The sequence below is a fragment of the Paenibacillus thiaminolyticus genome (assembly GCF_007066085.1).
Taxonomy (GTDB): Bacteria; Bacillota; Bacilli; order Paenibacillales; family Paenibacillaceae; genus Paenibacillus_B; species Paenibacillus_B thiaminolyticus.
Genome location: NZ_CP041405.1, coordinates 679,005 through 690,859, shown reverse-complemented (window position 1 = coordinate 690,859; position 11,855 = coordinate 679,005). Strand labels below are relative to the sequence as shown.

The window sequence follows — 11,855 nt, the reverse complement described above, 5'->3', positions numbered from 1 at the left end:
TCCGCTTTTGAACACGCATGTAAAGGAGCGATCATATGTCTCGTTCTGGATATTTTCCAAAAAGTGTATCCTTCTGGGCCGGAGCCGGAATCGTCGGACTAGCGGCATTTGTGGGACTGTTTGCACCTTATCTCATGCCGTCGGATCCGCTCCAGATTCATTTGGATATCCGGTTGAGCCCCCCTTCGCTGGATTACCCGCTCGGAACCGATCATTTGGGGCGCTGCATATTGTCGCGGTTGATTGCCGGAACGCGGGTGTCGCTGTTCTATTCCGTGATGGTGTTGGGGGCCGTCCTGCTCATCAGCGTGCCGATTGGCATGGTCTCGGGATACTTTGGCGGGTGGACCGATCATTTCATAATGCGGATCATCGATATTCTGCTGGCGTTTCCCAGTCTCATTTTAGCCTTGGCCATTGCGGGGGTATTGGGGCCCAGCTTGCCGAACCTGCTCTTGGCCTTCGTCCTCGTATGGTGGGCGGGATATGCCCGAATCATTCGCGGCCTCGTCCTGCAGATCAAGGAGAGAGACTATATTAGCGCTGCCCGCGCCTCAGGCGCGACACATCTGCAAATCGTGCTGCGGCATATTATCCGCAATGCAGCCAGACCGATGCTGGTGCTCGCTTCGCTCGAGATTGGGGCGATTATGCTGGCCATTTCGGGGCTTTCCTTTCTTGGATTGGGGGCGCAGCCTCCGACGCCCGAATGGGGCGCCATGCTGAACGACAGCCGTTCGTATATGCAGACGGCGCCGCATCTCATGCTGTATCCCGGGTTGGCGATCATGGGGGTGGCGATGGGCTTCAACTTGCTTGGCGAGGGACTGCGGGGAACGGAGCGAACGGACAATCAATGATGATGGAGCGGAAGGGAGGACTGCATATGGAGAAAAGTGAACTGCTGTGTATCAGACAGCTTGCGGTTGAATTCGGGTCGGGGGAGCATGCTGTTGAGGCAGTACGGGACGTTAGTCTTGACGTGGGGTCAGGCTCTATCGTCGCTCTGATTGGAGAGAGCGGGAGCGGGAAATCGGTGACGGCGCGCTCCGTGTTCGGTCTGCTTGAGCGGTCCGGCCGGGTAACAGCCGGAGAAGTGTGGCTTGATGGTACGGACTTGCTCCGGCTGAAGCCGCGGCAGATTCGCAGACGAAGAGGGAAGGACATGGCGATGATATTCCAGGATCCGGCGAATTGCTTGAATCCGGTGCTTACGGTCGGCACCCAGATGATGGAGACGATTCGCCGCCATAGGCGTGTGTCGCGCCGGGAGGCCAGAGCGCTCGTGCTCGCTCAGCTCGCACGCGTCGGACTGCCCGATCCCGCGGGATTATGGAGACGCTACCCCTTCCAGATAAGCGGAGGGATGTGCCAACGTGTCATGATTGCGCTAGCGCTTGTCTCGGGTGCGCGCCTGCTGATCGCGGACGAGCCGACTACGGCGCTTGACGTCATGAGCCAGGCGCAGATCTTGGATGAATTGAGCCGGTTGCGCCAGAGCGGCATCGGGATACTGCTGATTACGCATGATCTGAGTGTCGTCGCCGAGATTGCCGATCGCGTCTATGTAATGAAGGCAGGCCGCCTTGTGGAAGCGGGCGATGTGTATGACATTTTCGAGCGGCCCCGTCATGACTATACAAGGATGCTGCTGGACAGCCGCTGCTTGCGGCCGCATGCGATAGAAGAGACGGCGATGCCGAGGGGAGGAGAACAGAGGGGAACATGCTTATCGAAACGGAGCTGCTGACCAAAATGTATCGCCAGGACCGGAGGTGGTTCTCCAGGGCTGAGGAAGTCGTGGCGGTCGACCGGGTATCGATTCAGGTCGCGCAAGGGACGGCGATCGGACTCGTCGGGGAGAGCGGCTGCGGCAAAAGCACGCTCTCGCGGCTGCTGCTCGGGCTGGAGCGCGCAACGTCGGGGCGTGTCCTCTACCGGGGGACGGACATTACCGGATGGAGCTCGCGGCGGATGCGGCCATTGAGATCGCGGATGCAGATGGTGTTCCAGAACAGCTTCGCCTCCTTCGATCCGCTGCTAACCGTAGAACGGATCATTGCCGAGCCGTTGGATTATTATCAAAAGCTGTCGGGAGAGGAACGCCGAAGGGAGGTGCTTAGGCTGCTAAGTCTCGTGGAGCTGGACGAGCGGTATTTGAAGCGCTATCCGGATGAGCTGAGCGGCGGCCAGCAGCAGCGAGTCGGAATTGCGCGCGCGCTTGCGCCGGGACCGGAATTGCTCATCTGCGACGAGCCCTTCTCCAGCCTGGACTTTACGCTCCGCAGATCGATGCTGCATCTGCTTCAGAGATTGAAGCGGCAATTGCGCCTGACTTACTTGTTTGTTACCCATGATTTATCGCTCATTCCCGAACTGTGTGACCAGGTCGCCGTTATGCGCCGCGGCCGGGTGATCGAGACGGCGGCAGCTGTGGAAGAGTGCAGGCATCCGTATACGCGTCAGCTGCTAGAGGCTGTTCCCGCTCAAGATCCTCATCACCGGAAAAAAAGACACCAGGAGTTGGAGAACAGCTTATGAGAAAACGAATGACCAGAATCAAAAAACAAATGCGTTGGTATTGCGCGGCAATGGCTGCGCTCGTCCTTGTCTTGGCGGCTGGGTGCGGTCCGGCTGCACGACCCGCGTCATCTGGCGAAGGCGGCGCCGGCAAGCAGATTGTGGTGGCTGTCGCCTCGGATCCGGCGTTGGATCAACTGGACGCGGGCACCTATGGAGGCTCGATTATGGTACATCCGATGGTGTACGACAGTCTGGTGGAATACGGAGACAAAGGGAGCATAGTCCCGTCGCTGGCCGAGTCATGGGACCTGTCGGACGATGGCAGGATCTATACCTTTCACCTGAGATCGGGCGTCGTTTTTTCCGATGGCACGCCATTGGACGCGGCGGCGGTGAAATTTTCGTTCGAGCGCTGGTACCGGGATCCGGCATATTCTTCGCTCAATGTCGCCACCGGGCTTCAGAACATCAAGGTCATCGATGGGGCGACAATTCAATTTACATTTAAGGAGCCTTTTTACCCGCTGTTGACGGAAATGGCCTTTGCCCGTCCCGTTCGCATCATCAGCCCTTCGGCGGTTGAGCCGTTCGGCGATCCGGACGGACGTTTCACGAAGCCGATCGGCACCGGAGCATGGATGGTTGATGGTTACACGAAGGATCAAGAAGCGGTCCTTGTTCGCAATCCGGCTTATTGGGGGGATGCGCCGCAGCTGGAGAAGATTGTTCTGAAGGTGATTCCGGACGCGCAGTCGCGGGTTCTTGCGTTACAGAGCGGCGCAGTCGACATTTCCGGCGGCGAAGCGGGCACAATCCCCTTTGACAATCTGGAGCTGCTCCGGGCGGACCCGCAGTTATCGGTTCAACAAGCGGCAGGGACAAGCTCTCATTTTCTTATTTTCAACGAGAACCAATGGATGCTTCAGGATGTGAATGTGCGCAGGGCGATCAATCTTGCCATCGACAAACAAAGTATCCTCGAGCAGTTGCTCGGCGGCGCCGGCAAGGAAGCTCAAGGCTTGTTCCCGCTGACCGTCCCGTACATCACGGAACGCAATAACCGTTGGTATGGACATGACCTTGATGAGGCCAGACGGCTGCTCCGGGAAGCGGGCTACGCCGACTCCGATGGAGACGGGGCGCTAGAGAAGGACGGCCGCAAGCTGGAGCTGAAGCTCGTGCTGCAGCAGGCAGAGTATCCCGAGTGGAAGCCGATTGCCGAAGCGGTTCAGTCCCAATTGCAAGCAGTTGGCATCCAAGTTCAGCTTCAGGTGCTTGAACCGAATGCGTACTACGATACGTTGTGGAAAAGCCGAAAATATGATCTCATTCTGTACAGAACCTATTCGGATGCCTACAATCCGCATGCGTTTTTGCTGTCGCTGTTTCATCAGACCGGCGGCACGCCTGCCGTTGCCTGGTCGGATGCGAAGTTAGAGACGCTGCTTGATCAAGCGCTTGTATCCACGGACACCGGCCGCAGGCAGGCCTTGTATGATCAGTGGTTTGCCAGGGCTAAGGAAGAGGCGATATACGCGCCTATTTATTACCCGGACGATATTTTTGTGGTGAACCAGCGAGTCCGGAACTTCAAGCCGGGCTATACGACTTATGCGCCAATTGCGTGGAACGATCTTCAGGTGGAGTACTGACGGAGGGTGCTTGTCCGTGAAATCGAAATGGAGGAGTGATGAAGTTTGCTACAAGAAATTTCCCGCTATTGGACGTCCGGGGCTGCCGGCTATAACAAGGTCGTACAGGCGCAGTTCCGCAGCCGGCGGACCGTTGAAAGATGGAAGGCGTTATTGCAGGAAGGATTGAGCGAACACAAGCCGCAGCGCATATTGGATGCAGGGACCGGACCCGGATTTTTCTCCTTGCTTCTTGCGGAGATGGGCCATCATCTGACTGCGGTAGATGCTTCGCCCGGCATGGTGGATACCGCCGCGCGCAACTTCAAGGCCGCAGGACTGGATATTCAGGTGTATGAAGGCGACGCGGCCCATTTGGAGCGCGAGGAGGATGAATCCTATGATGCGGTCGTATCCCGCGATGTCGTCTGGACGCTGCCGGATCCGGCCGGTGCGTACAACGAATGGTTCAGGGTGCTTGGGCCGGGCGGACGATTGCTCCTATTTGACGGCAACTATTTGTACCAGAAGCAGCGAGGCCTCAGGTACCTTCTGCGGCGTGCGATGGCCTGGATGCTCATCCTGTTGACCGAGCGGAGAATAAGCACACGGGCGAGCCACGATGAGCGGGCGCTGGAACGGCTGCCGTTCGTGCAGGCCGCTCGGCCGGAGGCCGATATCGAAGCGCTCGAGCAGGCAGGGTTTACAATCGACATCGTCCGGACCGATTATTTTCCCGGGTATAAGCAATCACTGCAATATTGGAAATATGGGTATCAAACGGATGTTCGCTTTATGATTGTCGCCCGAAAGGCATGACAGCATAGATAAAGAACAGGCGTGTCATCCAGAATAAGACGACAAGCTGAGCACCGGCATCCTGCCGGTGTTTTTTTTGCATATGATTGGCAAATGAAGGGAATACATTGGAAACGGGGGCATAATTACGTATAATGTCTGTATGCGCACACATAGGCAAGCGCATATTTTGTATAAATACATATACTGTACAACATCGTGTAATCGTTATAGGGAGGTCACAATGGGCAGCTATCATTTTATTGGGATAAAAGGAAGCGGAATGAGTGCGTTAGCACAATTGCTGCATGATCTCGGACATCGGGTTCAAGGGGAAGATGTCGGGGAGGCGATATTTACACAGGCTCCTTTGGAGGCAAGGAATATCCCAATATACGCTTTCGGTGAGGCGCCGTTGGCGAACGATATGATCGTAATTGCATCGAATGCCTTCGATGATGCGCATTTGAGCTTGGAACAATGCAGAAGACAGGGGTTGCCCATCCAGCGATACCATCATTTCCTGGCGGCTTGGATGAAGGACTATACGAGCATCGCCATTACCGGATCGCATGGCAAGACCACGACGACGGGGATGCTGGTGCACGCGCTCGGCTCTTCCTGGCCGACCTGCAGCCTGATCGGCGACGGGACCGGGTCCGGTACGGCCGACGCCCGATTCTTCGTCTTCGAGAGCTGTGAATATAAGCGGCATTTCCTGGCTTATCAGCCGGATATCGCCATAATTACGAATATTGATTTTGATCATCCGGATTACTTCCGGGGGGTAGACGATGTGAGACATGCCTTCGAGCAGATGACCGCCACCGTTGGCAAGCAGATCGTCGCTTGCGGAGATGACGACCAGGTGCGCTTGCTTCAGTCCGCGAAGCCCATTCTCTATTACGGATTCGGAGATCATAATGAACTAAGGGCTGAGTCCATTTCCGTACATGGCGAAGGCGTCAGCTTCGATGTTATTTGGCAGGGGGCCAAGCTGGATCGGTTCACGATCCCGGTCTATGGGCGCCATAACGTGCTGAATACGCTCGCTGTCATCGGCGTCGGGCTCGTGCTCGGGCTGGATATGGCCGCGATCCGGCAGCGCGTTTCTTCCTTTGGAGGTGTGAAGCGGCGCTTCACGGAATCGGGATGGAAGACCAATATCGTAATTGACGATTACGCTCACCATCCGTCCGAGATTCGGGCGACGCTGGATGCGGCCCGCAGCAAATATCCGGATCGGCGCATCGTCAGCGTATTCCAGCCGCATACCTTCACTCGCCTGGAACGGTTGATTGATGACTTCGCCGCATCGCTGATCGCCGCGGACGATGTGTTCCTCTGTCCGATTTTCGGCTCGGCGCGCGAGCGGGTCGGCAGCGTATCGATTGAAAATCTGCGCGATCGGATTCCGCGTGCGCAGCTTCTGTCTGAAAGCTCGATTGGCCAACTCGGATCCTATGAGGATTCGGTGCTCGTCTTCATGGGGGCAGGCGATATCCAGAAGTATCAGAGACGGCTTGTGGAGCTGTGATGAAGCAGGGCGGATAGGGAGCTCCGCCCTGGTTCCTTAGGGGAAGAGGAGCTGGAGCGTTACTTGACGTATACATATACGGAGGACGGAGACGGCATCGAGCCTCCGTTCGCCGAGGATTTTCGCATCTTTTATTTCGACGGCGATTTCCGGGAAGCGTATCTCGCAGATAGTCCCGGCGTCGGGCTGGCAGATTTGCTGGCAGGCTGTTCCTATGAGGAGGAAGTGATTCGGCGTCCGGTATGAATGACCTAGGCGGCATCCAGACTCTTTTGTCCCTTGCAGGGGATGGAAGAGTCTTTTTTGCGATCTTGAGATTCTTCTCAAGGAGTAGTTCCTTTTAACCCGGGCCGCGCCGGCAGATCAGAATATTTTTCCTATGCTCCTGAACACGGGCGTAAGAACAGACTTGAATTATTCCTCCGCTCCTCTACAATACAGATAACGGGACAGGAGGGGTAAAATGGGATATTCTATAGGACGAAGCTGAGGAGAAGCGGTAAGAGATCTAGTGCCGCCCGGGTATGCCGGAGCGCCAGCTGAATTAGAGAGGCTGGGAGCGGCCCCGGCGCAAGATTCGGAATGACGAAATGAAGTCAACAATCGAAGGGGGAGATGTAGAATGGAAGCAGCAGCGCTTGTGGAGCGGTTTTTGGCTTATATGGAGGTGCCGCGGGGGAAGGCGGATTTGGCTCTGCTGAACAGGTTGATCGATCGGTTCCAGCGGAAGGTGCGATGGGAGAACTTGACCAAGATCATCGATTACGAGGCGGGCGCCTCGAGGAAGCAGTTCATTCCTCCTATCGAGGTCTATGTCAATCGTATGGTGACGCAAGGGTATGGCGGCACCTGCTGGACGATTGCTATCGGCTTCCACTGGCTGCTGCGGCAGCTTGGATATAGCGCGCATTATCTCTACATGGACCCGGGGCATCTCTGCTTGCGCGTGGATCTGGATCAGCCGTATTATGTCGATCTCGGCTACTGCGCACCTTTGTTTCAAGCCTATCCGCTGCATCAGTCATTCGTTGCGGCGGACGACAGGGAGACATTCACCTATACCGCTGCGGCGGACGGGATTACCATTGTGCGGCGGCCGGGCCCGACCAAAACATTGAACCCAGAGCCGGTCGAGCTGGAGGAATTGCTTCCGATCATCAATCGATCGAATGATTGGAACACCTCGTTTGTCTTGCAGGAGCTGCTCATATTCGGTAATGTCGAAGATATCCCGACTTCGTTAACGAATGGCACGCTGAAGCAGTATTTCCCGGATCGGAAGATCAAGCGGGAACTGGAGCCGGATGAACTTAGGCACTGGATAACAGACAAGTTCGGGATGGACTTTGCCTTGTACGAGCAAGCCAGCGGCATCTTCCGGCGCAGACGCGCCCAACTGGACAGAGACAGGCATTGAGAATGACCAGCAGTGTATGAGGAGGGACGCAATGCTGTACCATTTCAGCGAAGAACCCGGCATTAAGCGGTTCGCCCCGAGGGAGAACCAGAATCGGGAAGGCTTTCCTCCGGTCGTATGGGCGATTGATGAAGAGCATCAATTTACTTATTTTTTTCCGAGGAACTGTCCCCGGATTGTCATCAGGGCTACACCGGATATGAGCAAGGAAGAGCGGGAACAATTTTTGGGTTATTCGCTGGCAAATACGATAATTACGATAGAGAGCCGGTGGTACGCCCGCGTCGCGGACTGTACGATATACCGGTATGCATTTGAGGAAGATCTGTTCGAGTTGTATGATAAGACGGCGGGGTACTATATTTCCCCTCATACGATCATTCCTGCAGGCTGTACTCCTGTGAATAGACTCGTCGACAGGCTGCTGGAACTGGGAGTCGAGCTGCGCGTAACGCCGAATCTATATCCGCTGCGCGACGCGATTCTCCGCTCCTCCTTCCAGAGCTTCGGCATTCACCGCTTCAATCAGGCCGCCAAGCCATGACTGCTCGATAAATATAGGCCGAACCGAATCCGCTCTGTAACGTATTACACTATAAAAGGTGAATATTGCCGAGACAGATGGACGACAGGCATCAAGGCAGAGGAGGGATGCGGGAATGAAATATTTCGGATTGGCATGTATTATAAGTCTGCTAATTACGGCACTTGCGTATGCGAGGGGGGGCTGGGAACTGGCGGCCCAAGCGAATGCGTGGCCTGGGGGAATTCTGGTGATTCTCGCGGCAATCCTATCCGGTACGCTCGTAAGCGGGGATCGGTCACGAGCCAACTTCCACTCCAGCTCAACAGAAGAACTGCGCGCCCGTACTCAATGGTCTGGGAGCGCGTTCCTATGCTCGATTCCGTTTTTAGTGGTGACCATTGTATATTTTGTAACGAAATAGGCAATCCGCTATGCGAATATTGCTGGACTGCTGACCGCCGTGCTGGTGCAGTGGTTCCATTCCCGGGGCGTGCAGCAGGACGCCTCGATCGGCGTCGTCTTCACGACGCTGTTCGCGATTGGCGTGAACCTGATCGCGACGCAGGGGGCAATGCCCATCTGGACGTGAAGCACGCGATGATGGGGGAGATTACGTTCGTGCCGTGGACTTCGGTTGACCTGCCCGGGCTCGGTTCAATACCGGAAGCGACGCTGATTCCCGGCATCGTACTGCTGAGTGTGCTGATTGCGATCCGGCGCTGGCAGCAAGCATCGGAATCCCCGTGGCGCTCATGCATTACGTGTTCATGGGGCTGGTCTCGGTGACTGCCGTCGCCTCATTCGATACGGTCGGAGCGATTATGGTTGTAGCTATGCTGCTTACACCGGCGGCGGCCGCGTATTTGTGGACCGACAGCTTGGCCGTCATGCTCGTGCTAGGGTTCTGGCCTTCGGGATTCTCTCCGCAGCCGGAGGCTACTATATTGCGGTATGGCTGGACACGTCGATTTCTGGTTCGATGGCCTTCGGCACCGGCATTGTATTCATGATTAGCTTTATCGGCTCGCCGAGGCACGGTCTGCTCTCGCGGTATGTGCGTCCCGATGCGGTTGATGGATCCCGGTAGGTAGAGCAGGTTTGCGACTTTGGTCTGATCAAAATAGAAGAAGATAAGCCAGAGGGCGTCAGGCTCTCTGGCTTTGTGCGTCTGGATGATTCGTTCGTCCTGCTCCAAATGTCTCAGAATCCGGGATTGCAGACAGACGTTTACTATTCTATGATGAAGACAGGGAAAAAGTGGAGAAGGCGAAATCATGCTCGAACGTCATTTTTTGGGGTACGGCCGATCTCGAATCAAAAATGCGGACTCGGGAGGGATAACTCTGTATTACAAAATATTCCGCTACTACATACAATCGTCGCAGACGCAGGCCTATCATCAGCTAATGGCATGTGCCGATGCCGTATACCGGGCACATATCGATTATACGCTGCATTATGCTCCAAGCTCCGATGAGCCCGGCCTATGGATAGAGATTCAGATCTTTTCAAGCGAACAAGCCTACCGGGAAGCGGCAGGGCCTCTGTACCGGGATCCGGAACTGGACCTGCTCTATGAAAAGTTCCTTACTTTGCTGGATCCGGCCCGGTCGTCTATTCAGGAAGAGACGTATTCCCATGACATCGGGCGGGAGGGTCATTGATTCGAGCCGTTTGGCTAGGCGCCTGTTTTCCGGGGAGAGAGGCTGTGGTCTAGTACTATTTAATGATATTAATTATATGCGTTACAGTTCGAGATGGGGCTCGTACCACGCGTTGTGAGTACATCGTGAGACAATCCAACGCAGAAAGGAGAGAGAGAAGAGCATGAGCAAATATTGGAGCGACCTGACCAAGAGGCTTGTCCCCTATGTGCCTGGGGAGCAGCCGAAGGACAAAAGCTATATCAAACTGAATACAAAATGAAAATCCGGATCCGGCATGCCAGGAGCTGAGGCAGGCCGCGGCCGGACGATTCGGGCTAAGCGAGCGGCAAGTGTTCATCGGCAACGGCTCCGATGAAATACTGGCTTTCTCCTTCGCCGCATTTTTTGCGCCGGAGCCCCGGTCCTGTTCCCGGATGCTACATACAGCTTCTACAAAGTATATGCGAATTTATATGGCCTGCCGTATGAGACAATCGCCTGGATGATGATTTTCATGTGCGGCTGGATGCATTTCATCCGGAGCATGTTGTCATCCTCGATGAAGCCTATATTGATTTCGGCGGGGAATCCGCGGTTAAGCTTATCAATGAGTATCCGAACCTGCTTGTCATTCAGACGCTGTCCAAGTCGCGGTCGCTGGCCGGCCTGCGGGTAGGCATGGCCTTCGGACAGGAAGACTTGATCGAAGGACTGGAACGTGTCAAAAACTCGTTTAACTCCTATACGCTGGACTGGATCGCGCTCGCGGGCGCGAAGGCGGCGCTGGAAGATGAGGACTGCTTCCGGGAGACTTGCCGGAACGTCATCCGGACGCGGGAATGGACGGTCAAGCGGCTCGAAGAACTGGGGGGCTCCGTTATCGAATCGAAGGCGAACTTCGTCATGATGACCCATCCCGCGATTCCGGCGAAGCGGCTATTTGAGGAACTGCGCGAGCAAGGCATATTGGTCCGGTACTTCGCTCAGCCCAGAATCGACAACTATGTGAGAGTATCGATCGGGACGAATGAAGAAATGAAGCAAGTTGTCGATGCGGTGCGAAAAATAGGCGGTATAATATAATTAATGATATTAATCATGAATGTGGTTAATTAATAGGCGCGGCTTGATGCCGACTGGGCGGAGCGCTTGCAGGCATCGGTAGGCAACGGGTTGCCGCATGCGCTGCGCAACGCCGAAATATACATAGATAAGGGTGGAAAATGTGGCAAAAACCAAAATCATCGTGACCGCGGGAGCGATCATCCGCGATCGTGCCGGCAGAGTGCTGCTGCAGAAGCGATCGGATTACGGCAACTGGGGCCTGCCAGGAGGCGGCATGGAGCCGGGAGAAGCGATCGAGGACACCATGATTCGGGAAGTCTATGAAGAGACGGGGCTTGTGGTCGAGCGCTATGAGCTGTACTCGATCTACAGCGGCGAACGGATGCATTATACATACCCGGACGGCAATGAAGTCGTGTTCGTCATGTTCCTGTTCAATGCGGCAGTGAATCTGGAAGGGAAGCTAGAGGAAGACGGCAAGACGCTGCTCTTTCGGGACGAGGCGGGGGAATCGGCGGCGCTGGAATTCAAGCGTCTGGAGCAGATCGATACCGCACAGATCAGTACCGTCCAGAGACCTGTCTTCGAGGACTTGCTGTTGAAGAAGGACGTTCTGCTTCGAAAATAAGGATTTTTAGGCCATCCAGGCGTGCATGCTGGATGGCTTTGTTGATCCGGCCGCAGATTTACCGTGCCGTACGCCGATCGAGAA

12 protein-coding genes and 2 pseudogenes are annotated in these 11,855 nt (G+C 55.5%); all 14 read left to right on the top strand.

What is annotated here, in order from left to right:
- Positions 1 to 35: 35 nt before the first annotated feature.
- The 14 genes and pseudogenes from nikC to FLT43_RS02970 all read left to right on the top strand — a co-directional run bounded on the left by nikC (position 36) and on the right by FLT43_RS02970 (position 11,771).
- A complete protein-coding gene (gene nikC / locus FLT43_RS03035; RefSeq protein WP_087440540.1) occupies positions 36 to 860 on the top strand; it encodes a nickel transporter permease in 825 nt (274 codons plus the stop codon).
- 26 nt (positions 861 to 886) lie between these two features.
- Entirely contained in the window at positions 887 to 1,750 is an 864-nt protein-coding gene (locus tag FLT43_RS03030) for an ABC transporter ATP-binding protein (RefSeq protein WP_087440570.1), read from the top strand.
- Entirely contained in the window at positions 1,726 to 2,541 is an 816-nt protein-coding gene (locus tag FLT43_RS03025; RefSeq protein WP_087440539.1) for an ATP-binding cassette domain-containing protein, read from the top strand. Before FLT43_RS03030 ends, FLT43_RS03025 begins: the two co-directional genes overlap by 25 nt.
- On the top strand, positions 2,538 to 4,175 hold the full coding sequence (locus FLT43_RS03020) for a nickel ABC transporter substrate-binding protein (protein ID WP_087440538.1): 1,638 nt from the start codon (positions 2,538 to 2,540) through the stop codon (positions 4,173 to 4,175). The genes FLT43_RS03025 and FLT43_RS03020 overlap by 4 nt, the downstream gene beginning before the upstream one ends.
- A 45-nt stretch (positions 4,176 to 4,220) precedes the next feature.
- Entirely contained in the window at positions 4,221 to 4,973 is a 753-nt protein-coding gene (locus FLT43_RS03015; RefSeq protein WP_087440537.1) for a class I SAM-dependent methyltransferase, read from the top strand.
- A gap of 223 nt (positions 4,974 to 5,196) precedes the next feature.
- Complete coding sequence (gene murC / locus FLT43_RS03010) at positions 5,197 to 6,489, top strand: UDP-N-acetylmuramate--L-alanine ligase (protein WP_087440536.1); 1,293 nt, start codon at positions 5,197 to 5,199, stop codon at positions 6,487 to 6,489.
- Positions 6,490 to 6,540: 51 nt separating this feature from the next.
- Positions 6,541 to 6,735 carry an immunity 22 family protein gene (locus tag FLT43_RS03005; protein ID WP_087440535.1) on the top strand — a complete coding sequence of 65 codons (195 nt, stop codon included), beginning with the start codon at positions 6,541 to 6,543 and terminating at the stop codon, positions 6,733 to 6,735.
- Positions 6,736 to 7,111: 376 nt separating this feature from the next.
- Positions 7,112 to 7,906, top strand: a complete 795-nt coding sequence (locus FLT43_RS03000) for an arylamine N-acetyltransferase (protein WP_087440534.1) — start codon at positions 7,112 to 7,114, stop codon at positions 7,904 to 7,906.
- A 31-nt stretch (positions 7,907 to 7,937) separates the two neighbouring features.
- On the top strand, positions 7,938 to 8,450 hold the full coding sequence (locus FLT43_RS02995) for a DUF6886 family protein (protein WP_087440533.1): 513 nt from the start codon (positions 7,938 to 7,940) through the stop codon (positions 8,448 to 8,450).
- Between the two features lie 115 nt (positions 8,451 to 8,565).
- Entirely contained in the window at positions 8,566 to 8,853 is a 288-nt protein-coding gene (locus FLT43_RS02990; RefSeq protein WP_087440532.1) for a DUF5316 family protein, read from the top strand.
- Positions 8,854 to 8,865: 12 nt separating this feature from the next.
- Positions 8,866 to 9,519, top strand: a pseudogene (locus tag FLT43_RS02985) (metal ABC transporter permease); the annotation flags it as partial.
- A gap of 187 nt (positions 9,520 to 9,706) precedes the next feature.
- Complete coding sequence (locus FLT43_RS02980) at positions 9,707 to 10,096, top strand: hypothetical protein (protein WP_087440531.1); 390 nt, start codon at positions 9,707 to 9,709, stop codon at positions 10,094 to 10,096.
- Positions 10,097 to 10,259: 163 nt separating this feature from the next.
- Positions 10,260 to 11,161 (top strand): annotated as a pseudogene (locus FLT43_RS02975) (pyridoxal phosphate-dependent aminotransferase).
- 142 nt (positions 11,162 to 11,303) lie between these two features.
- Entirely contained in the window at positions 11,304 to 11,771 is a 468-nt protein-coding gene (locus FLT43_RS02970) for an NUDIX domain-containing protein (RefSeq protein WP_087440530.1), read from the top strand.
- Positions 11,772 to 11,855 lie beyond the last annotated feature (84 nt).